This is a genomic window from Clostridium tertium (assembly GCF_017873245.1).
In the GTDB taxonomy this organism is placed as follows: Bacteria; Bacillota; Clostridia; order Clostridiales; family Clostridiaceae; genus Clostridium; species Clostridium tertium.
In genome coordinates, this window is record NZ_JAGGJY010000010.1 from 26,343 (window position 1) to 48,659 (window position 22,317).

Genomic DNA, 22,317 nt, shown 5'->3' on the forward strand with positions numbered 1-22,317 from the left:
TCAGTAAAAGCATTTATTGACGATGATGTAGATATGGATGATGAGACAGTAGAAATGCTTGAGGAAGATTATATTGATATTGATGGAAATAAAGTTGATAGCAAACTTCCGTTAAAGGTATCTGCTAGAAATGCCATAGCTATAGATGCAGAAAGTAGGCAAGTACTATGGAATCAAAAAGGATATGAAATTGTCCCAATGGCCAGTACTACTAAGATTTTGACATCCCTTATAGCAATAAATTATGGAGATTTAGATAGAATAGTAACCATCAGTAAAAATGCTTCATCTATTAGGGGTTCAACTGTAGGATATAAAGCTGGTGAAAAAATAACAATGAGGGAATTATTATTTGGATTAATGTTTAGGTCTGGTAATGATGCTGCTATTGCTATAGCGGAAGATATAGGCGGATCAGTAGAAAATTTCTCTAATATAATGAATGATTTTGCAAGAAGTTTAGGGATTATAGATTCACATTTTGAATCACCACATGGACTTGATAGTGCAAAACATTATTCTTCAGCATATGATTTAGCAATTTTAACAGCTAAAGGAATGGAATATGATGTTTTTAGAGAAATTGTAGGAGAAAAAGTTATATATAAAGATAAATATAATTTCACAAGAGATTATCAAAATATAAATAAAATATTGTATAGAATACCTGGTGCAAATGGGGTAAAGACTGGATATACTGGAGGGGCAGGAAAATGCCTAGTTTCATCTGTTAATCACAATGGTAGAAATATCATTATTGTTGTTTTAAATTGTGTAGATAGATGGAATGTAACAGAAAAAATCTTTAATTATGTCATAAGCACAAATACTTTTGCTGAAATATCTAATAAAGATATATTACAAAGAGAAAATCTTGCGGGATTAGGAAATATAATACAAGAAGAAGATATAACTTATGGATATAAAGAAAAGGATATAGTGGAAGTAGAGGTATTTAATAGAAGTTCTGATGTAGAAACTGGAGATATACTAGGAAAGATTTCAGTAAAAGATGAAAAACAAGAAAAAAGTAAATTTCCACTAATAAGTAATATAAATATGAGTAAAGAAGAATTTGAGAATATAATCTTTAAAAAGTAGAAGAGTTGTCTTCTACTTTTTTTGTTATATAAAAATATAGTGTAACAAAATGAAAAATAGAAAATAATCTATTAATATGTAAGAAATCTAGTGGGGAGATTCAAATAATGAAAGAAGCTGTTGATTGTATAGATGCTGGAACGGAGTTTTGTCCTACTGCTACTTAACAACAGATTTTTTCTAGAATCTCCCTCTAAAGAAGTTATTTTTTTTTATCATCAAGTATAACTATTTTTGCTTTATATTCTAAGCCATCCCATAGGACTTTATTGATTATTGTATTAAGCATTAATCTTTTTTGTTTAATATCAGTAATTACATCAAAAGTAGTATCAAATCTTTTGAGCATATCTAGAGCTATATTTATATTATTAATTTCCATTCTAGTTTTTTCAATTTTATTTGTGTTGGTACTTAATTTATCTTTAATAATAGAATTCTCTTTGCTAATATTATTTATTTCCTTCATTATAATTTCTGATACTGTTTCATTTGTACTTAAAGATAATTGTTTAACTAAATTATTAATCTTTTTTTCATTTTCTTCAATTAAAGTAGTTAGTGTTTGAAGTTTAGTATTATCATCAGAGTCATCAGTTGTAGAAAGTGCACTTTCTAAAGCTGAGATTAAAGAGTTTTTATTATAATTTTTAAGTTGATCAATAACAATTTTGTCTAATCTGTCAATTCTAATATTTTTATTATTACAAGCTTTGCCCTTAGTAGAATCCTTTTTACTACAAACATAGTAATCAATTCTTTTTCCTTCTTTAACGGACATTTTACCTTGTTTTATAATCATATTAGAATTACAAAAACTACACTTAAGTATTCCTGTTAAAAGTGAAGAGTTATCACTTGTCCCAAGTCTTTTTACTTTTTTGTTTTTATTGTTATTTAGAAGAGTTTGGACCATCAACCATGTTTTAGAATCAATTATTCCATCATGTTTCGATACTGCAGAAATCCATTCTGAAATATCTCTGCTAGTTCTTTTTTTCTTTGTTTTATTATAAGTTAAATAGCCTGAACCATTTGGATCTCCATACACATTTATTCCTTGTTCTCTAAGATGATTATGTGTATTTATATCCGATTTAACATAAAGTGGGTTGTAGAGTATTCTTGAAACTTGAATTGTACTCCAATCGCCACCATTTTTCCCTTTAACTCCACAATCAACTAAAAAATTGCTAACCTGAGTAATAGAATTAAATTCAATATATTTCTCATATATTAATTTAATTATTTTTAATTCTTCTTCTATAGGGCTTAGCTTCATTAATGTTTTTTCTTCGAAGTTTTGGTCAAGATATACAGTTTTTTCTGCCTTATAGCCATATGGTTCTTGACCTCCTAGCCAACGACCTGTTCTGGCCAGATAAATCATGTTATCTCTTACACGTTCTGCGATAGTTTCTCTTTCTAGTTGAGCAAAAGTTGCTGAAATATTCATCATGGCCCTACCCATAGGAGTAGCAGTATCGAATTGCTCATTTATGGATATAAAACTTATAGAATTTTCTTCTAATAAACTATAAGTAGTTGCAAAATCAGCAACAGATCTAGAAATACGATCTAATCTATAACAAATTAAAATGTTGAATTCTTTATTTTTTGCATCTTTAAGAAGCTGTTGAAATCTAGGCCTATTAGTATTGCTACCAGAAAAACCTTCATCTTCATAAATTTTAAATTCAGTAACAGATGGATAAAATCTTTTTATATAATCTTTACATGAATCAATTTGATTTTCAATAGATTCACCTTTACCAGTAGCAATAGACTTTCTACTATATATTGCAGCTATCATACAATCACCTCAAGCAAATAATTAATTTGAACTAATATAGCCTAAACTTTTAGTTTAGGCTATAAATTTAAAGTTACGGGTAGTTGAAAACTCTTTTTACGTAAGTATATTATACATTTTAGGGTTGGTGCTCACTGGCTCTCTAAGATAGGCATAAATATCATTAGTATTTATTAAATTTTAATTGAATATATTTCTTTTCTATGCCAGTTGATTTAGAAATTGTTTCAATTGACATATTTTCATAGTTTAATATAAAGTTATCATCTATCAATAGTTCAGCGGCAAACTTATCTGCTTCGTTTTCTAATTTAGCTTGTACAAAAAATGTTTTTGAACTATTGAAGTAAACATTTGATTTAGTATGCAAAATTGCATGGCCCAGTTCATGAGCAATGCAAAAATGCTGTGATATTTCATCTAAATTTTCATTTATAAAAAATACTTTTTTCCTTTTCATATAAGTATAATGACCGGTTACATTGCCAAGTGGTAATATATATATCCATATACCTAATCTCTCACATATCTCAATTGGATCATTAGTTTGAAACTTTGTTTTTAAATTGCTTACTATTTCTTTTAAATCCATAATCCGCATCCCCCGTTTTGAATGCCTATTAACCCTTTCTTTACATTTAAAAATTGTTAATTCTTTTTATATTTTTTAGGTGTATATTTCATTTTGTTATATACTCTAACATCAGATAGAAATCTTTCATATGCCATTTTTAAAAATTCTTTATCTTCTTCATCAGCAGGAGTACCACAAAACTCAACAACATCAGCATTGTCTAAGTTATCTATCATTTGCTGGGCTTCTTTTTCAATTATTATTTTTTCTTTTTTATTCAAATCTGATTGTAAATTTACTAATTTACCAGGACCAGCAAATAGATTTTTTTGAGATGGAGTTCTTAAGTTATTAAATGTATCTCGTCCAAGCAAATAGTCAACTGATACTTCAAAAAAATCTGCAATTTTTTGAAGCAACTCGTTTTCAGGCATTGCCTTATCATTCTCATATTTTGATATAGATGTATCATCTATAAAAAGCTTACTAGCTAATTGCTTTTGAGTTAGTCGTCTATCTTTTCTTAATTCTTTCAATCTATCGCTAAATATACTCATAAAAACACCTCCATTCAAAATAATTATATAACAACTTGAATCAAAAGAAATAAAACTTGAATAAATATCAAATTTTTTTCAAAAAACTATTGACAACTTGAATACAATTCAATATTATATAAATATAAGATTTGAATAGAATTCAAGTTAGGAGGTGTAATTTTGAAAACTAATTTACTAAAAGCTGAAAGAGTTAAGAAAGGTTTGACACAAAAAATGATTAGTCAAAACCTTGAAATTGATGCAACTTCTTACTCTAAAAAAGAAAATGGAATCATTGAATTTAAAGCATCAGAAATAAAAGCAATAAAAAACATTCTAAATTTAACTCCAGATAAAGTAGTAGAAATTTTTTTTGATGAAAAACTTGAATTTAGTTCAAGTCAATATAGTTAGTTTATTCAACTATATATTAATAATACAAGGGGGGATAAGGAAATAAAGGGAGGCATAGTAATGCTTAAAGAAGTAAGATGTCCAAAATGCAATAAACTAATTTTTAGATTTGAATTAAGTGGAAGTATAGTTTTTGATATCAGATGTAGCAGATGTAAATATCATTTTAATTTGAAATCTGTAGCAAATATTCATTAAAAGAATAAGATATTAAAAAGGATTTTGAGAAGGTGTAGAAGTGAGAGAGATTAAAGTTGAGGTAGAAGGTAAAATTACTGACAGGCTAATTGATGATTTTAATAAAAGGTTAGTTATAGCTTTAATAGCTCAATATTCAAGAAAAGGTGCTGAACTTATATTAGAAGAGTTAAGGAAAGAATAAAAATTCTTTCTTATATACAAAAGGTTAACATATTTAAAAAAAGTAAAGGAGTAAAAATGTTAAGCTATTATTTATATTTATCAGTAATGTTTCTAATTAAAATTACTTGTATCTGGGGTTCTGGAATACTTGGAGTTTTAGGAATATTTATCATTGTTAGAACAGCTACTAAAGATGAATCAATAATAACAAAATTGTTTATTAAAATTTCAAAGTTATAGAAGGAGGAAAGTATATGTCAAAAATATCATTTTTAAAAGTTTCTAATTTTTTAGGTGTAGATGAATTAGAGCTAGAACCAGGAAAGATAAATATTTTTAAAGGCCCTATGGGAAGTGGTAAAACATCTGTAGTTGAAGCTATAGAAAAAACATTCACTAATAAAAATAGAAGGACAGAAATAATAAAACATGGTGAAGAAGAAGCAACATTATTTGTTGAACTTGATGATGGTCTTGAAGTTGATAGAAGAATAAGGTCAGAAAAAGGTGACTATTTAAAAGTTAGAAAAGCTGATGAAGGAGTTCCAAGTACAGAGAAATTTCTTAGAAGTCTTATAAATGGAGATATATTTAGGCCTTTGGATTGGGTAAATCTTAGTGTTAAGGAACAAACAAAATCATTGCTAAGCATGTTAGAAATTGAATGGAGTGAGCAGGATATCATGAATTGGTTTGGTGACCTAGTGGATGATATCGACTACTCACAACATATTCTACTCATTCTTAAGAGTATAGAACAAAAATACTACAAAACAAGGGAAGAAGTCAATAGAGAGATTAAGGAGCTAGAATCTAGAATAAGGACTTTATATGAAGAATTACCAGTAGAATATGACGGAGAAGACTGGAGAAGTGTAAAAATACAAGAATATTATGCAAAAGTATCTCAGGCGCAAGAAGTTAACAGATTAATTGATATGGCAAGATCATTACAAGAGAACTTTGATACAAAAATTGAAAGTATTAAGGCAAATGGAGAAAATCAAAAATCAAAGGTTACTTTAAAATACAAGGAAGAATGTGAAGATATAAAGGACATTATAACTCTTGCACAAGGTAAGATCTCAAAGGCTAATAACTTCATAGAAAATTCTAATAATATTTTAGAACTAGAACTAAACAAGCTAGATAATAAACTTGATGAAGAATATCAGCAGTTGCTTCAAAAATATTCTATCTTAAAGGATAAAAAGAAGAGAGAAGTATTTGATTCGGTTGAAGAACAAAGGCAAATTATTTATATTAACCAAAATAAAATTACAGCTAAAGAACAAGAATTAAGAAGCTTGGATGAAAAAGAAGAAGCTGAAAAAATAGCAGTAGATGAAAAGGTTAAATCTGAAATAGAAAAAGAAGAAATTAGAATAGGAAAAGCTTCAGAATACTTAAAAGAAAATAAACAAATAGATATAAAACCGCTTCAAGATGAAGCTGATAAGGTTGCTGAAATGGTAAGTTATCTAAGAGATTGGGATAGAATTATTGAAACTAGGGACGGAATATTGGCATCAAAACAAGTTTATTCAAATGAACTTACTACTAAGATAGAGAAGGCTAGAAATTTACCAGGAGAGCTTTTAAAGACTGCTAAAATGCCAATTGAAGGGATTTCAGTTGATGTAGATGGCAGGGTAAGAATTAATGGTACTTTATTAGATGGGTTATCAGATGGTGAAAAGATTGCATTAAGTATGAAAATTGCTAAGGTTCAATGTGGTGAGCTTAAGCTTATATGTGTAGATAAGTTTGAATCATTAGATAAAGTTTCACAAGCTAAGCTATTAGCAGAAATGACTATTGACGAATATCAATACTTTGTTACTGAAGTTGTGAATACTGAAAGTAATCAGGTAGAAATTGAAAAGATAGGATAGGTGAATTTTATGATTGGAATGATAGAAGATAGAAACTTATTTAAAAGTGCAAAAGTAATTTTTGACACAAGAGAAGATAGTGAAGAAAGAGATAAATGGTTATCTATAAGATGTAATTCAATAGGTGGCTCAGAAATAGGAGCTATAGCTGGATTTAGTAATTATGGAAGTGCATTAACAGTATTTAATGAAAAGCTTGGTTTAGTTGAAAAGTTCAAAGGGAATATTCATACACAGTTTGGTAATCGTATGGAGCCATTGATTAGAGAATGGATCCAGGAGGACTTTAAAAAGGAAACTAATATTGAACTTAAGGCATATGAATATCCATATATGATGATAGATAAGGAATTTGAATATTTTAGTGCAAACATTGATGGAATAGGTATTTTAGAAAAAGATTATGTCTATTGGGAAAACAGAGATACAGGAGAAATCAAATATATTCCTGAAGGTGAGAAGTTTGGATTAGAAATTAAAACTGGTTCGGAATTTTTAAAGAAAATGTGGGTAGGAGAAGAGATTCCTGATTCATATTATTGTCAATGTCAATGGTATATGGGAGTTACAGGATTAAATTACTTTTTAATAATTTATATGCTAGGTAAAGAAATAAATTGGAAAGTAGTACCTAGGAGTGAAGAAGATATTGCTGCACTTAGAGCTATAGGTAATGAGTTTTGGGAAAGTCACATATTAACTAAGATTCCACCAGCTCCAACAGGAATTAAGAAGGAAACAGAAGAGATATTAGAAAATCAAACACTAATTGATGATGATGAAATTAACATAAATGATAATAAGTTAACTCAGTATAATGATGTATCTGAAAAAATAAAAGAACTTGAGAAAGAAAAAGAAAGGCTTAAACAAGAAATATTCTTAGAAATGGGTAATAGTAAAAAGGCTACAGATGGTTCTTATAAGCTAAGTAGATATATGGTAAGTAAGGATTCATTAGATAATAAGTTGTTAAAGGAAAAGTATCCTACAACTTATGATGCAGTAAAAAAAGGTACAACAGAATATGTAAGTATGAGGGTAAGTAAATGTAAATAAGGGGAAAATTTATGAAACATTGGAGTGATATATACCCACATAAAATTTATGCAAATGTTCTATTAAATGAAGATAATGAAATAATTAATTGGAAGACAGTTAATTATTATTGGTAATCACCTCAAGAAGCAAAAATGTCATATGAACACTTTAAGAATATTAAAAGCTTAAAGGTGTGTTATAAGGAATTTGAGGTTTTTAATGATGATGAACACAATGAAGTATTTGAAAGTAAGGCTATTGAATGGTACAAGAACTTTCCTATAGCAATCAACAATGTTGGAGTACCACCATATTCAAATTTAGAAAATAAAAATTTACCTTTTTAGGAGGAATGAAAAATGGCAAATGTTAACGGTGGTTTAGTAACTAATAAAGGAGTCAATACTCCTTCAACACAAATTACACCACAAAAGAAAATGGCAAGTGCATTAGAGAAAATGTTACCTGAAATAAAGAAAGCAGTTGGAAAGGCAATGACACCTGAAAGATTCAGCAGAATTGCATTAAGTCTATTCAATGGAAACCCTGTATTTTGGGAGGCTGATACAACAAGTTTTTTAAGCGCACTAATGCAAAGTGCGCAATGTGGATTAGAACCTAATACAGTTCTTGGAGAAGCTTATGTTATACCTTATAAGAATACCTCAAAAGGGATAGTAGAAATAAACTTTCAAGTGGGTTATAAAGGCATATTAAAGATGGCATTTAACACTGGTGAATATGAAGCTATATATGCGCATGAAGTAAGAAAAGGTGATGAGTTTTCTTATGAATATGGATTAAATAAAAGTTTGATTCATAAACCTGCGGATGTTCCAAGTGAAGAAATAACTCATTATTATGCAGTATATAAATTAAAAAATGGTGGATTTGACTTTGTAGTATGGTCAAGGGAGAGAGTAGATCAACATGCAAGAGAATTTTCAAAAAATTATACTTATAAAGGTTCAGTAAATAAAAATTCAGTTTGGTTTAAAAATTTTGATAGTATGGCTAAAAAAACAGTGCTAATTGATGTTCTTAAGTTTGCTCCTAAATCAGTAGAAATGGCTAAAGCATTAGATTTGGATTATAAATCAGAAGCTAAAGAAGAAAAAGTAAGCAATTTTAATTATGTTGATGTAGATGCTGCACCAGTTACTTCCGAAGAAATTGTAGAACCTAACTATATTGTAAATGAAACAAATCAAAGTAGTATGTTTGAAGGTACACCATTTGATAATTAATTATTTGGGGCTTTATGCCCCTTAAAAGGAGGGATAATATGCCGTTTAGATTAGTATATACAGAGTTTTGGCAGGATCCTAAAGTTATGGAGGAAATGACTCCAGAAGATAAGTATTTTTATCTATATTTACTTACTAATCCTAACACAAACATGATAGGAGTCTATAGGATAGTAAAGAAACAGATGGCATTTGATTTAGGATATAGCATAGAATCTGTAAATAGTTTGATGGAAAGATTTATAAATTTTCATAAACTCATTAAATATAACAATGAAACTAAAGAAATATGTATCATTCATTATGGGAAATACAATTTAAACAGAGGAGGAAAACCAATGCTTGATTGTATAAAAAAAGACTTGTCTAATGTCAAGGATATAAATTTAGTAAAAGACATGCTAATGAATGTTAAAAATGTTTCTATAAAGTTATTTATCGAAGAATACTTGTCCAATATTAATAACGATACGTACCACGATACGTCAACGATAAGTGAACGTGAAGCCGACAAAACCAATAACCATAAACCAATAACCATAAACCAATATCCAAAATCCAATATCCAAACAACAACTACTACTAGTAATAGTAATAGTAGTTATATTGTTAAAGGTAATTTAGAAGTATTTAAACACTTTGAAAAGTGTGGATTTATTATTAGTTCAATGTTAATGGAACAAATAGCTGCAGATATAGAAGTCTATAGTAAAGAGTGGTTAATGGATGCAGCTAAAGAAGCAATGAACAGAGCGAAGATTAATAATTATAAATATGTTTTGGGTATATTACAAAATTGGCAGAGCAAAGGAAGGAATGATACTAATGTCATTGGAGGAAGTTCTGGAAAGAGTGATAAGCCAGGCGAAATCAAATATGATTATAGCCAATTCACAGGATCAGATGAAGAATGGGACGGAAAAGACATTGAGACAGAGTACTAGTTATAAATGTAATAGATGTAAAGATACTACATGGATATTAAAGGACACGGGATGCGTAAGGTGTAGTTGCTATGAAATGGATTATATAAAAAGGCTTTGGGAAAATTACGGTATTAAAGCAGAAGAGGTTAAGAAACTAAATGAATTTAAACCATTTGATTCCTTAACCACCAACCTTAAAACTAAGGCTAGTAATTATATTAACCAATTTAAAGAAATTTATTCAGAAAGAGAAAATAGTTTTGGAGTGCTTGGACAAAGTGGATCAGGCAAAAGTCATGTATCTATAGCTATAGGAGCAGCATTATTAAACCAAAATTATAAAGTGGTTTATATGCCATACCTAGAGGTTATGAGGGAACTTAAGGCTAATACAATGGATGATGAGTATTATAACAGACTAATTAACAGATACAAACAAGCACAAGTGCTTATTATAGATGATTTGTTTAAAGATAAAGTTAAGAGTGGTAAATTAACTGGAGAACTGACAGAAGCTGATATGAAGCATATATACCCTATATTAAATCATAGATATCTAAATAAAATTCCAACTATATTTTCAACAGAGTGTGATATAGATATGCTTTTAGAATTGGATGAAGCCTTAGCTGGTAGAATTGTGGAGTCCTGTGGTAAAAACATAACTTTAATAAAAGGGCAAGGGTACAATTATAGATTAAGAAATATTATGAAGGCTGAATAGGAGAATAAGGGATGGGAGTTAGTAAAGTAAAATTATATGAGAGTATAGAAATTAAGGGGATAAATCATAAAGATACTTTAGCAGCAAGTGAAGAGTTGGATAAAGAAATTCTTAAAGAAATGCTCAAGAATCCAGTAACTGAAAACATATATCTAAGGCAAGTAATTAAGGCTAAAGATTGTGAGATAAAGAATTTACAAAATAGAATTAATGAATTAACAATACAAGCTAAAATAGAATATGAAAAAGGAAAATCAGCTGAGGATTCAATAAAGTTAATTATGACAATAGCAGAAAGAGAAGGTATAGTTGGTGAAATTAAGATTAATGGTATTAGATGAGAATATAGAAACTCATGAAAATAACAGAAAGGATTCTTATGAAGAAGTTAGCAAGAAACTTAGGAAAGAATATAAAGAGCTTCAGGAAGCAATAAAAGAAGATGATGATGTTCACATAGCAGAAGAAGTTTTTGATTTAATCCAGGTATGCATAAGGATATTAGTAATCTTAACAAAAAAGGGGTTTAGTTTATTACAGTTAAGTAATAGACATAACAAAAAACTAGTGACTAGAGGTTGGAAGCATAAGAATATAATTAATGTTTTTTATAATAGGGAGGATATATATAATGGTAGATTTAAATGAAAAGTTTATTGTAATAAAGAAAGAGGATATAGATAAGTATCTTAATGATAAAGGGAAAATTGCTTTATATGGTTGTTTAGAAATTATTGAAGATTCAAGAGAACTTGACTGTAAGAAATTAAATAATTATTTAGTTGTTAATAAAGATGAACCTTATGCTGGCTTAGTAAGCAAGTTAATATTAAATAAAATTACTATACGAGATATTATGGAAACTATAGCTAGAAATTGTACAGCCTGGGACACATCTAAGGATAAAAAAGAAGGATTACTTCCTGAAGTATCAGCAACTAATGAATATTTATATAAAATATTAACTGGTGAAAAATATAATTTTTACTCAGCATGTAGGAAATTTAATATTAAATAATAAATCGTTCATTAGAATAAGGAGAATGGGAATAAATAGTTACGATTATATGTTTCTATTATCATATGATAATCAAATAATAAAGGGGAGAAGTAAAATGAAAAATACTTTAGGGGATTTAAACAATCATTTATTTATGCAACTAGAGAGGCTATCAGAAGAAGAGTTACAAGGTGAGAAGTTGCAAGAAGAGATAGAAAGAGCTAAAGCAGTTAAGGAAATAGCTTCACAAATTATATCTAATGCTAACTTAGTTTTAAGAGCAGAAGAGTTTAAAGCTGAAACTTTAGGAAGAAGCAAAGTGCAAGCTCCTAAAATGTTAGAGGGTTAGAAATGGATAGAGCAAAAGGCCAAGTGTGGACAGATGAAGAAAAAGCTTATCTAAAAGAGATAGCACCAGGTAGGCATCACAAAGAAATTCAAAAATTAATGAGTGAAAAGTTTAAAATGAACTTTACCACACGACAAATATCAGCAGCAATAAAGAGATATAAACTAAATACTGGACTTACAGGGTGTTTTAAGAAAGGGAGAACTCCCCACAACAAAGGGCAGAAAGGAATTTGTGCAAAAGGTTGTGAAAAGACTTGGTTTAAGAAGGGGAATAAACCTATAAATTACAGATCGGTTGGTAGTGAGAGATTCACTAAAGATGGATATGTAATGGTAAAAATAGCTGATCCAAATAAGTGGAGATTAAAATCAATAATAGTTTGGGAAAAAGCACACGAGAGAAAGATCCCTAAAAATCATGTAATAGTATTTGCAGATGGTAATACTCAAAATTTTGATTTAGACAATTTGTTATTAGTAACTAGAGCAGAATTAGCACTACTTAATAAATACAAGTATATAAAAAAAGGCAGCGCAGAAATAACTAAGACAGCTTTAAATTTAGTTAAATTAGAAAAGAAAATAAACGAGGTGAATAGATGAAATTAAGAAAAGATGATCCTATTTACTATAAAAAGAAAATTACTGATTTAATAAAACAAGCTAGGGAAAACGGACTATATGTATATATGCCAGAGGGAGAGAAATACATTTGCTTTAAGTCTTTAGAAACTGGAGAAATAGCATCTAGTTATATTCCTTGGTTATTTAAGGAGGGAAGAACAATTGAATGATATACAAATATTTAAGAATATTGAATTTGGACAAGTAAGGGTAATTACAAAAGAAAGTGAAAATTGGTTTATAGGAAAGGATATAGCTGAAGTTTTAGGATATTCAAATACAAGAGATGCATTAAAAAGTCATGTAGATGATGAAGATAAAGCTGACGTAGCAATTTACGACGGTAGCCAAAATAGAAACATGAAAATTATAAATGAAAGTGGACTTTACTCTTTAATACTTAGTAGTAAGTTAGAGGGAGCTAAAAAATTTAAAAGATGGATAACATCAGAGGTACTACCGCAGATAAGGAAAACAGGTGGATATATACCAATAGATGAAGAAGAAAGCGAGCAGGACATATTAGCAAAGGCTTTATTGATAGCTCAAAATACTTTGAAGAAAAAAGATGAATTGATAAAGGCTAAAGATAGAGAAATTGAAAACAAGAACAGATTTTTAAACCAAATATCATCAAGCTCAAATTCAATATTAGTTAGGGATGTTGCACACTTGGCAACTAAGAATGACTTGAAAATTGGTGAAAAAAGACTTTGGAATAAATTGAGGGAATGGGGATTAATACAAAAGAATTCAACTAAGCCAATGCAAAGAGCGTTAGAGCAAGGATTATTTGAGAAATCGGAATTTGTAATTCAAAGAAGTAATGGAGTAGAAACAAAGTTTACTACAAGAGTTACAGGAAAAGGACAAGTTTATATTATAAAAAGACTTTTAGAAGAGGAAGCAATGTAATGAAGGAAGATAAGTATTGTATTGTTTGTGGAAGTCCATTCGCAGAAGAACATCATATAGTTTTTAGAAAGCAGCAACCAGCAATGATAAATTGCCCTCACAATAAACTTAATCTTTGTTATGATCATCATCTTGGGAAAGAATCTCCACATATGGATAGGAGAATAGATATTAAGTATAAGAAAGAGCTTCAAGATAGACTAAATGGAATGTTTAGTTCTAAAGAAATATTCACTGAAGAGGAAATTGGGAAAATATTACTAGTGCCTAAAAAGGATTCTTATAGATTAATAAAACCTTCAAGAATTTCAGTTAAGGATAATATAGTGGGATATAACAAAAAGGATGTCATAAGAGCAGCTATGGGAGGTAAATTATATGGCTAAAAATATAGGTAAGATATTTGAAGAAGAATTTAAGAACTCTGTTTCAAAGGAGCATTGGTACTATAGATTTAAAGATGGAACAGCAGCATATAACAGGGATATAGAAAATAAACAAGTAAGATTTCAGGCTAAGAATATATGTGACTGCCAAGTTATGACTAATAACAAATTATTCTTACTAGAGTTAAAGAACACAAAAGGATCTAGTTTACCACTAAACAATATTAAATCTAATCAAATTGAGGGATTAAGTGTAATAAATCATAAAAATATAGAAGCATATTTCATTATATGTTTTAGAGATAAAGAAAAGTGTTATGCAGTACAAGCTATAAAGATAAAGAAATTTATAGAAAGTAGAGAGCGAAAATCAATTCCAATGGATTGGTGCATAGAAAATGGAATAGAAGTGTCAATGATTAAAAAGAAAGTTAGATATAAGTATGATTTAGAGGTCCTATTCAATTGGAGAGGTGATAAATATGTCATTGCCTAGTGAAAAAGTTGAGTTGTTAGAAAAAAGTAAGATGAATTTAGATAATATAACGGATCATCTTAAAGAACTTGGAATTAACTTAGCAATAGCGGAAAAGGAATATAGAAAAGCTCTAGCAGTTAAAGAAATATCTTTAAAAAGTAGGGGGAATAACTATCCTTCAAACATGGCTTTAGACATAGCTAAAGGAACTCCTGAAATAGCTGATTTAAGATACAAAAGAGATGTAGAAAGGATAAACTATGATGTTTGCAAAGAAAAACTTAAAAATGAAAGAATGAATAGTGAAATTTTAAGAAGTCTTTTAGCTTATGATAGAGCAAATTACCTAAACACTTAAATTCACAGAATATTCATTCTATAGGAATAAAAAATAAATGTTAGGGCACTTTTGCAAGGAGGTAATTAAAAATGAATAATACTCTAATTAATCAAGGTGTTACTAAAGAATGTGTTGAATACTGCATGAAAAGTATAGTTAGGTTATTAAATGGAGATACTAAAAAGTTTGAAGAATATGCAGCCAAGGCACTTGAAATAAACAATAAGGGCATAGAAGAATCTAATTGGACAAGTTGTAGGTATAAAGTAAATGGAATTACTAAAGAGGCTAAAGTAAATATGCTGACACAAGAGATAAGAGATCTTAAAGGTAATGTGTTGAGGGTAGGTGTAGAAAGATGAATATGATAGATCTGATTACAATTTTAGTATGTATAGTGATTTCAATTTTTATAGGATTAAAACTCTGTAAAGCAGCATCGAAAGAAAAAATATTAATTACAAGCGTAGAAAAGTGTAAGTTTAATAAACTTGATAGTTGCTATGAAAAAATGTGTGGTGAGTGTATTGATTATGAACAATGCCCATTAAGATGTGATAGCAATTGTGAAGAGTGTTATGGAAAAGTAAAAATAATAAGGAGGAAAAACTAATATGCCTAAATGTGATCATGAAAAATTATCAGCCATGGGTATTACAAGTAACAATGTCTACTTACAATGTGGTATATACACAAAAGTTATTTCCTTAAAAGAGTTGTTAGAAGAAACACAAAGGTTAAGAGAACTAAATAAAAAGTATTCGAATGAAAATTTGGAAGTTAGAAAGTGGATTAATGAAATAGAAAATAAAAATGATGCACTTGAAAGAGAAAATGAAGCTCTAAAGCATTGTTTGAAAAATTTAATTTAGTAAGGAGAAAGTCAGGATAATGGAATATATAAATGATATAAATATTCAAGAAGCTGTAATTCATGTTTTAGATTCAAATAGTGGAGAACCTATATTAAATGAATATATGTTAGAGATTAATGAGGATGTCTATAAATATCTTTATAAGCATATAGAAAAAAGCCTAAAGAGTGAAGATTTAAAATATGCAAAATTTAATGAAGAAAGAAATATAGTAAAGGAAGTAGTTCAAGATTATTTAAATGGGGTAGATAGCAATTTAATAGGACTATCACAAGAGCTAGCAAGACAATTATTTATAAGAATGAAGGCAAATATAAATATCCCTTCATGTGATTTGATAATAGTTTCTTTAATAACAGATCAAGGACCAATGATAGGAATACTTAAATTAGATTATAAAAAGAGTTTTATACATCAAATAGACTTTATTGAAAATAAAGTAGGTGTTGATTTAGTAACTCAAGCAACAGGTTTACCAGCAAGTAGTCAAAGAATAGAGAAGGCAGCGTTTATAAAACCTACAAGAGAAAATACAGATTTTGATTTATTGGTATTAGATAAAAAGAAATCTGATGATGAAGAATATGGATCAAACTATTGGATAAATAACTTCTTAGGATGTATTCAAATAACAAATGAAAGAGATGAAACTAGAAATTTTATAAATCTAAGTGAAAGATGGATAAGACAAACTTATCCAGATGATGCAGTAGAAGCAGAGAGCATGAGAAGAGAAATTAGAAAACAGTTAGAAGAAAATGAAACTATAAACATTAATGAGTTTGCAGAAGAAATAATTAAGGAAGATGGATTTGCTGATAACTTTAAAATGTTTATGTCTGGACATGTTGATGAAGAAATAAAAATAGATAAGGTTTATGCGGAAAAGAAGATAAATAAAATAAAGTTAAAAATAGACAGAGAGATAGACATAACTATTAGTAAAGAAGCATATGAGGATATTTCAAGGTTTGAGATAACCAAGAATGGTGACGGAAGTATTAATATGACAATTAAGAATGTCGTGAATTATATAGAAAAATAAAAAAGGAGATCAAGAATGAGTGAGAAGCCAATATTATTTAATACTGAAATGGTTAAGGCAATAATTGAAGGACGAAAGACAGTTACTAGAAGAATTATAAAAGATGTTAAAGATATGGATTTTATAGGTTTTGTATCCTGTTCAGTACCAAAAGGCGATGAAGGTAAAGCAGCATTTGGGAAGGGGAGTTTTGAGGATATAGATAATGCAATTATAGATAAGCATGTTAGACCGCCATATAAACCAGGAGATATTCTTTATGTAAGAGAAACATGGTTTATTGGAGATATATTAGATGAAGATGAAACGATTAAGGATAGAGGAGTAGTTTTATATAGGGCTGATGAAAGAATAGAGGATATTGACTATGAGTCAATACAATGGAAGCCTTCAATCCATATGCCTAAAAAATATGCTCGAACATACTTAAGAGTAACTAAGGTAAAAGCAGAAAGACTACTAGTTATAACAGAGAAAGATATACAAAGAGAAGGAATTAAGGAAGAATTTCCACCATTAGCAGAAGATGAATTTAGGAAATTATGGGATAGCACAATAAAAAACGAAGATATAGAAACTTATAGTTATAAAGCTAATCCGTGGGTATGGGTAATAGAGTTTGAAAGAATAGAGAGAGGGAATGAAAATAATGAGGAAATATAGAAGTGCGTATTTAAAGCCTTATATGAGAAGAAAAACTAAAAAAGATGTTAATTATAGAGATTGTGATTTTAGAACATACCTAAGATTATGTTTCCCACATTTCAAATATGTAATGGTGCAAAGAGGAACTAATCATATAATAGCTTGTGGAAGAAGTAAAGAAGAGTTAAAAAAAGAGATATTTATAGTTAGGAAAAATAAGGACTTTAAAAAATGGACAAATAATGCAAAGAGAATACAACAAAAAGCTTCATTGAGAATAAGAAGGGGGAATGACTTATCAATAAGGTAATTTTATTAGGTAGACTTACAAAGGATCCAGAGCTTAATTTTGCAGCAGGGACTGGAGCAGCAGTAACAAGATTTACTTTAGCAGTAACAAGACCTTTTAAGAAAGATGAAACAGATTTTATAAATTGTATAGCTTTTGGAAAGACAGGAGAAACAATAGCACAATATCTTACAAAGGGCAGACAACTAGCTGTTACTGGAAGCATCAGAACTGGAAGTTATGATGCTAAAGATGGAACTAAGAGATATACAACTGATATAGTAGTAGATTCGTTTGAGTTTATAGGACAAGGTAATAACAATAATCAAGGGAATACACCTCAAAATAACTTTGGTGGAATGAATTTTGAGGATGAAATGACACCAGTAGATGATGGGGACATGCCATTCTGATGGAGCAACTTAGATTTAGTTTTATTAGATTCAAAGAAGAGTGTACAGAACTTAATAGTAAATTTACTTTAGGTTCTGTATGGAACTTCTTATTTGAACATGAGAACAATTACATTATAGAACTAGATGGTACTTTTTATGGTCCGTTAAAAGAGTGGTGTGAAAGACTATAGGAGGGCGTATGAATAGGCAAGAAAGAAGAAAAAGAGATAGAGAAATAGATAAGGATATGAATTTAATTAAAAAGTTGCCTGAAAGAGAAGTAATAAAGATAAATGAAATTATAGAGAAGGTAACAAAAACTAAGACAGAGCAGGTAATGAAGATTATAGATAGAAGTATGTCAGCTATTTTAGTAAGTAGAGGATGGACTTTTAAAGAGATAAGAGAAATGCAAGGTGAACTAGAAGAGTTTATGAGAGAAGATGCAGAATCAATAAAAATATTAGAAAAGGGGAATATTGATATGGCTAAGTTACAAGCAGAAGTAAAGGAATTTATCGAAGGGTTAATGAAAAGTGGTAAAGGAAGAAAAGAAGTTGTAGAAGGGACTATGTTTAAATTTCCTAAACTAAGCAAAACAGCAGTAAATAATGCTTATGGGAAAATATTAGAAGAATTAGAGATAGAAAATGCAGCAGCCTATATTTTAGAAGATAACAGGAATATTAAGAAAGCTATAGAAAAAGAAGATGCTAAGAAGATAGCAGCAGAAGTAGCAAGACAATTAGAGAAGGAAATATCAATAGAAAATCGTATTACCGATGTTGTCAAAAAGGCAGAAGCAAAAGAATCAGATGGACTAGAAGTATTAGAAGAGGTTGTCATAAAAGAAGTTAAGTTAAAAGGAAAGAACGGTGTGTATGAAGCAAAAACAGGACTAGGAGTAGCACTTGAAAGTGAAGGATATAAACTAGCTTTCAGAAATATAGAGGAGTTAGAAAGCTTCTGTAATGAATTTAAAAAGGTATTTGAAAGGATATAAGGCTATGAATAAGGTTGGAAATAGATACTCTTCATCAGTTGTTAGAGAATATATAAAAGAAAATATAGGGAAAAAGAACATAGATGAAATAGTAACGCATTTAAGAGAAACAACAACTCTTAAAGTGCCATCTATAGAAAGGCTTTATAGAGATATTAAAAGTGAAAGAGATAGAGAAATCAGAGAAGAAATAAAAGCAAGAGCAATAGACACATTTGGAGAAGATATGCAGAAGATAGTTGCGATGGAAGAACTTGCAGAACTACAACAAGCTTTGTCTAAAGATTTAAGGGGGAGAGATCATAATGTAGAAGAAGAAATTGCAGATGTATATATTATGTTAATGCAATTAGAACTTATGTATGATAAGAAAAAGATTGAAGAATGGATAGATAAGAAAATAGATAGATTGGATAAAAGATTGAGAGGGTAGCATATGAAAATAGTGGTTATATGGTTAATAGCATTACTATTTTATTGTGCATTGATATATGGAGCTACTAGAAATGATAAAGAAGAGTAATTTGATAATATTACGAAGTAAAAGGAGTGAAGAAATGAATAAGTTTAGAGAGAGTTTATTAAATAAGGTATCAAAAGCAGAAGAATTTCAAAAAGCAAGTAAGAGTGATGAAGTGGCATTATCTCTAAGTGAGAGTGAATTAAGACTTGTTAAAATAGGATTAAGAGCATTGGATTCTTATGAAAAGATAATAAGTGAAGAGTGTTCCAAGTAATACGTCATTCAATTATAAAACGTATTTTGATTTGGCTGCAAAGGAGAAAGAATATATGAAAGAAAATGCAAATAAAAAACTAGATAAATGGCTAAATACTGATATAGAATTACCTAAATATAAAAGAGAATTTTGTTGTGATGAATGTGGACTTATTTGGTTTGCTGAAACAACTACAGCCAATGAAACTATATGTCCAGAGTGTGGAAATAGCAATAGAAATGGATTTATATATGCCTGTGATAGTATGGCTTATGCTTATGCATATGTTTCTATAGTAAATTCATTGAAAGAAAAAGGGAAAGCAATTCATTTCCATAAAGAACATACTAATCATCAAAAAGAGCAGATGAATAATATTTATAGATAATTAATGATTCAGAAATAAGACATATTACGAGTGGATCTTATATGGTCCACTCTAAGGAGGGATGGGAATTGAGCTTTTGGAATCCAGCAAGAATGAGCGAGGATAGACAATTAGAATTAGATAAAAGAGTTATATTAGGAATAGCAGAAGATAAACTAAAGAAAGCTTTGGATAAGGTAGAAAAGAAGATTGAGCAGCATAGAGATAAAGTTATTAACATAGATGTATTTAGCATCACAAGAAAACAGAGGGCAATCATGAATGTGAGAGCTGATAATCTAGCTTTTGAAAGAAATGAGATATTAAGAAGGTTAGATTTAATAAAAGAAGCTAAGGAGGAATAACATATGTGTAATAAAGTATCTTGTAGATGGAATAATGCAGGATATATATGTATTAACACTAGAATAGACCAAGACAAGCTCAAATGTATAGATGGAGTATTGATATTAAATATAGATGGAAGAGAAATAATAGCAGTAAATGGAGAGTTTAAGGAGGGGTTGAATGGATAAAAAGGAGTTTAAAGAAACAGAAGAAAAAGTTAAAAGATATTATCAAAAAGAGAAGAAGATAAAATCCATACAAAAGACTATTAAAATATTAGATGAACAAATAAATAAGATAGAAAAGGACTTAAGAGATTGTAACTTTAATATAGATCCAGAAGAAAGTATGTCATCATCTTTTGAAGAAAGAGTACAAACATCTGGAAGTGGAATAAGCTATGCAGAAAGAGAAATAATGAGAGTTACAGAAATGAAGATAAGAAGAGTAACTGAAAAGAAACTTGAGAGGGAAAAGCAAGAGGAATTACTAGATACTATAGAAAGAGATATAAGTGAAATAGAAGATGTAATATTCCAATTAAGTCCAGAACATAAAATAATTCTAGAAATGAAGTATGGTAAGAAATATAATGAATACAAAATAGCTAATGAAGTACATTTAAGTCAGAGCCAAGTTAACAAAAAGATAAGACAAGCTATACAAAGCATAAATGAGTGGAATAGGTGGAATAATTTTGGAATAAAACTAGAATAATTTATATATAGGAAGTATGGTTTAATAATATTGTGGAAAGCTTGGACAGGGTTTTTCATTGTGGATTGACCTCCTATAATTATAGCACCTAGTATAAAAGCTAGGTGTAACGTGGGGATAAAAGACTTGGTACTAGTTAATCTAGAGTAGGTTCGATGCCTACTATCTCCAAAAGGGTTAAGTTAATTACCTTCGAGATTATGGAATTAACTTAATGGATAGGTGCTGAGTGTTGTAACCATTGGTGATCCAGGATACACTAAAATCTCTCTCATAAATTCTCAGTACCCTTTTATAGAAAAGCGCTTGTTGTAGTTGAAAAAATAACTATTTAACAGGTGCTTTTTTGAAGGGATTTATAATTATATGTAGAATTTAATAGCTAGGAGGTGAGAATTATGACGGAGAAAAGAGGGAGTAAAATATTTGAAAAGGGTGAATTACATAGACCATCTGGAGGAAATAATATTTTTGAAAAGAGGGATGGAATAGGAGAAAATCCTAAACCTACAAGTGTTAAGCCAGGATTCACAAAACCGGGGAAGTAATTAAATGAAGATAAATGATATTGTAGATATTATACCTAAATTATTTTTATATTTTATACCAGGATATATGGCTTTAAGTATAAAGAAACATTTTAAAAGCGAAAAAGATTCTAAAGATACTCATATGATTATAATAAGTATAGTAGTAAGTTTTATAATAACATCCATTACAGAAATTCTATTATTTGGGATTAGTAAATTAATAAATAAACAATTAGTTATAAGTGAAATGAATAAAAATTTAATTCTAATTTTAATATCATTATTAATAGGATGTTTATGGGTACTATATTATGATAGTTCACTAGAAAAATATATTAACAAAATATTGAACTGCAATATGAATTCACAAAGTAACGTTTGGAATAAAGCTATGAAAGCACCTAAGGGAGCTTGGGTAAGAGTATACTTGTATGAACATAATATACTTTATGAAGGTAAGTTAGAAAATTATACTATTGATCCAGAAGAGAATAATAGAGAAATTTTATTAACTTCATATACATCATACACTATAGATACAAAAGATATAATAGAGGAATATGATGACGATAGAAAAATGGTATTAATTAATTGTAAAGACTTGGTTAATATTGAAATACTAAAGGATTAACAATTTTAAATTATCATTTTAC

The 22,317-nt window shown here is 29.1% G+C and carries 41 protein-coding genes; 38 read left to right on the top strand and 3 right to left on the bottom strand.

The features are described from left to right. Window positions 1–54: 54 nt before the first annotated feature. Complete coding sequence (locus J2Z25_RS11590; RefSeq protein ID WP_375546341.1) at window positions 55–1,101, top strand: D-alanyl-D-alanine carboxypeptidase family protein; 1,047 nt, start codon at window positions 55–57, stop codon at window positions 1,099–1,101. 202 nt (window positions 1,102–1,303) lie between these two features. On the opposite strand, the gene J2Z25_RS11595 is transcribed toward J2Z25_RS11590, so the two are convergent. The 3 genes from J2Z25_RS11595 to J2Z25_RS11605 all read right to left on the bottom strand — a co-directional run bounded on the left by J2Z25_RS11595 (window position 1,304) and on the right by J2Z25_RS11605 (window position 4,045). Beyond that, entirely contained in the window at window positions 1,304–2,914 is a 1,611-nt protein-coding gene (locus tag J2Z25_RS11595; protein ID WP_209740653.1) for a recombinase family protein, read from the bottom strand. Between the two features lie 163 nt (window positions 2,915–3,077). Then, a complete protein-coding gene (locus J2Z25_RS11600) occupies window positions 3,078–3,506 on the bottom strand; it encodes an ImmA/IrrE family metallo-endopeptidase (RefSeq protein ID WP_245173291.1) in 429 nt (142 codons plus the stop codon). A 56-nt stretch (window positions 3,507–3,562) separates the two neighbouring features. Next, window positions 3,563–4,045 carry a helix-turn-helix domain-containing protein gene (locus J2Z25_RS11605; protein ID WP_209740657.1) on the bottom strand — a complete coding sequence of 161 codons (483 nt, stop codon included), beginning with the start codon at window positions 4,043–4,045 and terminating at the stop codon, window positions 3,563–3,565. A gap of 162 nt (window positions 4,046–4,207) precedes the next feature. Here J2Z25_RS11605 and J2Z25_RS11610 point away from each other — a divergent pair, with 162 nt between their 5' ends. The 37 genes from J2Z25_RS11610 (at window position 4,208) to J2Z25_RS11785 (ending at window position 22,295) form a co-directional block, all read left to right on the top strand. Then, a complete protein-coding gene (locus J2Z25_RS11610; RefSeq protein ID WP_209740660.1) occupies window positions 4,208–4,441 on the top strand; it encodes a helix-turn-helix domain-containing protein in 234 nt (77 codons plus the stop codon). A 60-nt stretch (window positions 4,442–4,501) separates the two neighbouring features. Beyond that, complete coding sequence (locus tag J2Z25_RS11615; RefSeq protein ID WP_209740662.1) at window positions 4,502–4,639, top strand: hypothetical protein; 138 nt, start codon at window positions 4,502–4,504, stop codon at window positions 4,637–4,639. A 40-nt stretch (window positions 4,640–4,679) separates the two neighbouring features. Next, window positions 4,680–4,823, top strand: a complete 144-nt coding sequence (locus tag J2Z25_RS11620) for a hypothetical protein (protein WP_209740664.1) — start codon at window positions 4,680–4,682, stop codon at window positions 4,821–4,823. Window positions 4,824–4,909: 86 nt separating this feature from the next. Continuing rightward, window positions 4,910–5,044 carry a hypothetical protein gene (locus J2Z25_RS18805; protein WP_280916397.1) on the top strand — a complete coding sequence of 45 codons (135 nt, stop codon included), beginning with the start codon at window positions 4,910–4,912 and terminating at the stop codon, window positions 5,042–5,044. A gap of 14 nt (window positions 5,045–5,058) precedes the next feature. Continuing rightward, entirely contained in the window at window positions 5,059–6,699 is a 1,641-nt protein-coding gene (locus J2Z25_RS11625; protein WP_209740666.1) for a hypothetical protein, read from the top strand. Between the two features lie 9 nt (window positions 6,700–6,708). Further along, on the top strand, window positions 6,709–7,758 hold the full coding sequence (locus tag J2Z25_RS11630) for a YqaJ viral recombinase family nuclease (RefSeq protein ID WP_209740669.1): 1,050 nt from the start codon (window positions 6,709–6,711) through the stop codon (window positions 7,756–7,758). Window positions 7,759–7,892: 134 nt separating this feature from the next. Then, on the top strand, window positions 7,893–8,087 hold the full coding sequence (locus tag J2Z25_RS11635; protein ID WP_209740671.1) for a hypothetical protein: 195 nt from the start codon (window positions 7,893–7,895) through the stop codon (window positions 8,085–8,087). A 12-nt stretch (window positions 8,088–8,099) separates the two neighbouring features. Next, window positions 8,100–8,987 (top strand): recombinase RecT, encoded by an 888-nt coding sequence (locus J2Z25_RS11640; protein ID WP_209740673.1) that lies wholly within the window; start codon window positions 8,100–8,102, stop codon window positions 8,985–8,987. A 14-nt stretch (window positions 8,988–9,001) separates the two neighbouring features. After that, window positions 9,002–9,931 carry a DnaD domain protein gene (locus tag J2Z25_RS11645; protein ID WP_245173300.1) on the top strand — a complete coding sequence of 310 codons (930 nt, stop codon included), beginning with the start codon at window positions 9,002–9,004 and terminating at the stop codon, window positions 9,929–9,931. Continuing rightward, window positions 9,891–10,637, top strand: coding sequence for an ATP-binding protein (locus J2Z25_RS11650; protein WP_209740675.1), 747 nt, complete (start codon window positions 9,891–9,893; stop codon window positions 10,635–10,637). Before J2Z25_RS11645 ends, J2Z25_RS11650 begins: the two co-directional genes overlap by 41 nt. 11 nt (window positions 10,638–10,648) lie before the next feature. Beyond that, on the top strand, window positions 10,649–10,978 hold the full coding sequence (locus tag J2Z25_RS11655) for a Spo0E family sporulation regulatory protein-aspartic acid phosphatase (RefSeq protein ID WP_209740677.1): 330 nt from the start codon (window positions 10,649–10,651) through the stop codon (window positions 10,976–10,978). Next, window positions 10,950–11,285: a MazG nucleotide pyrophosphohydrolase domain-containing protein gene (locus J2Z25_RS11660; protein WP_342451347.1), complete on the top strand. Its 336-nt coding sequence runs from the start codon at window positions 10,950–10,952 to the stop codon at window positions 11,283–11,285. Before J2Z25_RS11655 ends, J2Z25_RS11660 begins: the two co-directional genes overlap by 29 nt. Further along, a complete protein-coding gene (locus J2Z25_RS11665) occupies window positions 11,269–11,655 on the top strand; it encodes a hypothetical protein (protein ID WP_209740679.1) in 387 nt (128 codons plus the stop codon). The genes J2Z25_RS11660 and J2Z25_RS11665 overlap by 17 nt, the downstream gene beginning before the upstream one ends. A 97-nt stretch (window positions 11,656–11,752) precedes the next feature. Further along, window positions 11,753–11,986 (top strand): hypothetical protein, encoded by a 234-nt coding sequence (locus J2Z25_RS11670; protein WP_209740681.1) that lies wholly within the window; start codon window positions 11,753–11,755, stop codon window positions 11,984–11,986. Window positions 11,987–11,988: 2 nt separating this feature from the next. After that, complete coding sequence (locus tag J2Z25_RS11675; RefSeq protein WP_209740683.1) at window positions 11,989–12,591, top strand: HNH endonuclease signature motif containing protein; 603 nt, start codon at window positions 11,989–11,991, stop codon at window positions 12,589–12,591. Continuing rightward, window positions 12,588–12,782: a hypothetical protein gene (locus J2Z25_RS11680; RefSeq protein ID WP_209740685.1), complete on the top strand. Its 195-nt coding sequence runs from the start codon at window positions 12,588–12,590 to the stop codon at window positions 12,780–12,782. The genes J2Z25_RS11675 and J2Z25_RS11680 overlap by 4 nt, the downstream gene beginning before the upstream one ends. Beyond that, entirely contained in the window at window positions 12,775–13,527 is a 753-nt protein-coding gene (locus tag J2Z25_RS11685) for a phage antirepressor (protein ID WP_209740687.1), read from the top strand. Before J2Z25_RS11680 ends, J2Z25_RS11685 begins: the two co-directional genes overlap by 8 nt. Next, entirely contained in the window at window positions 13,527–13,913 is a 387-nt protein-coding gene (locus J2Z25_RS11690; RefSeq protein ID WP_209740689.1) for a hypothetical protein, read from the top strand. Before J2Z25_RS11685 ends, J2Z25_RS11690 begins: the two co-directional genes overlap by 1 nt. Beyond that, window positions 13,906–14,409: a Holliday junction resolvase RecU gene (locus J2Z25_RS11695; protein ID WP_209740691.1), complete on the top strand. Its 504-nt coding sequence runs from the start codon at window positions 13,906–13,908 to the stop codon at window positions 14,407–14,409. The genes J2Z25_RS11690 and J2Z25_RS11695 overlap by 8 nt, the downstream gene beginning before the upstream one ends. Next, window positions 14,396–14,749 (top strand): hypothetical protein, encoded by a 354-nt coding sequence (locus tag J2Z25_RS11700; RefSeq protein ID WP_209740693.1) that lies wholly within the window; start codon window positions 14,396–14,398, stop codon window positions 14,747–14,749. The genes J2Z25_RS11695 and J2Z25_RS11700 overlap by 14 nt, the downstream gene beginning before the upstream one ends. A 71-nt stretch (window positions 14,750–14,820) precedes the next feature. Beyond that, window positions 14,821–15,093 carry a hypothetical protein gene (locus tag J2Z25_RS11705; protein ID WP_209740695.1) on the top strand — a complete coding sequence of 91 codons (273 nt, stop codon included), beginning with the start codon at window positions 14,821–14,823 and terminating at the stop codon, window positions 15,091–15,093. Then, window positions 15,090–15,344 (top strand): hypothetical protein, encoded by a 255-nt coding sequence (locus J2Z25_RS11710; protein WP_209740697.1) that lies wholly within the window; start codon window positions 15,090–15,092, stop codon window positions 15,342–15,344. Before J2Z25_RS11705 ends, J2Z25_RS11710 begins: the two co-directional genes overlap by 4 nt. 1 nt (window position 15,345) lies before the next feature. Beyond that, a complete protein-coding gene (locus J2Z25_RS11715; protein ID WP_209740699.1) occupies window positions 15,346–15,603 on the top strand; it encodes a hypothetical protein in 258 nt (85 codons plus the stop codon). 19 nt (window positions 15,604–15,622) lie between these two features. Continuing rightward, window positions 15,623–16,651, top strand: a complete 1,029-nt coding sequence (locus tag J2Z25_RS11720) for a nucleoid-associated protein (protein WP_209740701.1) — start codon at window positions 15,623–15,625, stop codon at window positions 16,649–16,651. A 15-nt stretch (window positions 16,652–16,666) separates the two neighbouring features. Then, the gene (locus tag J2Z25_RS11725; protein ID WP_209740703.1) at window positions 16,667–17,314 is read left to right on the top strand and encodes a hypothetical protein; all 648 of its coding nucleotides are present in this window, start codon (window positions 16,667–16,669) and stop codon (window positions 17,312–17,314) included. Continuing rightward, window positions 17,301–17,606 carry a hypothetical protein gene (locus tag J2Z25_RS11730; protein WP_209740705.1) on the top strand — a complete coding sequence of 102 codons (306 nt, stop codon included), beginning with the start codon at window positions 17,301–17,303 and terminating at the stop codon, window positions 17,604–17,606. Before J2Z25_RS11725 ends, J2Z25_RS11730 begins: the two co-directional genes overlap by 14 nt. Next, window positions 17,594–17,998 (top strand): single-stranded DNA-binding protein, encoded by a 405-nt coding sequence (locus tag J2Z25_RS11735; protein ID WP_209740801.1) that lies wholly within the window; start codon window positions 17,594–17,596, stop codon window positions 17,996–17,998. The genes J2Z25_RS11730 and J2Z25_RS11735 overlap by 13 nt, the downstream gene beginning before the upstream one ends. Next, complete coding sequence (locus J2Z25_RS11740; protein WP_209740707.1) at window positions 17,998–18,171, top strand: hypothetical protein; 174 nt, start codon at window positions 17,998–18,000, stop codon at window positions 18,169–18,171. Before J2Z25_RS11735 ends, J2Z25_RS11740 begins: the two co-directional genes overlap by 1 nt. 8 nt (window positions 18,172–18,179) lie before the next feature. Next, entirely contained in the window at window positions 18,180–18,983 is an 804-nt protein-coding gene (locus tag J2Z25_RS11745; protein WP_209740709.1) for a hypothetical protein, read from the top strand. 4 nt (window positions 18,984–18,987) lie between these two features. After that, complete coding sequence (locus J2Z25_RS18605) at window positions 18,988–19,416, top strand: nucleoside triphosphate pyrophosphohydrolase family protein (protein ID WP_245173302.1); 429 nt, start codon at window positions 18,988–18,990, stop codon at window positions 19,414–19,416. 124 nt (window positions 19,417–19,540) lie between these two features. After that, window positions 19,541–19,720 carry a hypothetical protein gene (locus J2Z25_RS11755; protein ID WP_209740711.1) on the top strand — a complete coding sequence of 60 codons (180 nt, stop codon included), beginning with the start codon at window positions 19,541–19,543 and terminating at the stop codon, window positions 19,718–19,720. A gap of 55 nt (window positions 19,721–19,775) precedes the next feature. Continuing rightward, a complete protein-coding gene (locus tag J2Z25_RS11760; RefSeq protein ID WP_209740714.1) occupies window positions 19,776–20,090 on the top strand; it encodes a hypothetical protein in 315 nt (104 codons plus the stop codon). Between the two features lie 68 nt (window positions 20,091–20,158). Further along, on the top strand, window positions 20,159–20,434 hold the full coding sequence (locus tag J2Z25_RS11765) for a hypothetical protein (RefSeq protein WP_209740716.1): 276 nt from the start codon (window positions 20,159–20,161) through the stop codon (window positions 20,432–20,434). Window positions 20,435–20,437: 3 nt separating this feature from the next. Further along, complete coding sequence (locus tag J2Z25_RS11770) at window positions 20,438–20,605, top strand: hypothetical protein (protein WP_209740718.1); 168 nt, start codon at window positions 20,438–20,440, stop codon at window positions 20,603–20,605. Next, window positions 20,598–21,134: an RNA polymerase sigma factor sigma-70 region 4 domain-containing protein gene (locus J2Z25_RS11775; RefSeq protein ID WP_209740720.1), complete on the top strand. Its 537-nt coding sequence runs from the start codon at window positions 20,598–20,600 to the stop codon at window positions 21,132–21,134. The genes J2Z25_RS11770 and J2Z25_RS11775 overlap by 8 nt, the downstream gene beginning before the upstream one ends. 398 nt (window positions 21,135–21,532) lie before the next feature. Then, window positions 21,533–21,682: a hypothetical protein gene (locus tag J2Z25_RS11780; RefSeq protein WP_209740721.1), complete on the top strand. Its 150-nt coding sequence runs from the start codon at window positions 21,533–21,535 to the stop codon at window positions 21,680–21,682. 4 nt (window positions 21,683–21,686) lie between these two features. Further along, a complete protein-coding gene (locus J2Z25_RS11785) occupies window positions 21,687–22,295 on the top strand; it encodes a DUF6338 family protein (RefSeq protein ID WP_209740722.1) in 609 nt (202 codons plus the stop codon). The last annotated feature ends 22 nt before the right edge of the window (window positions 22,296–22,317 follow it).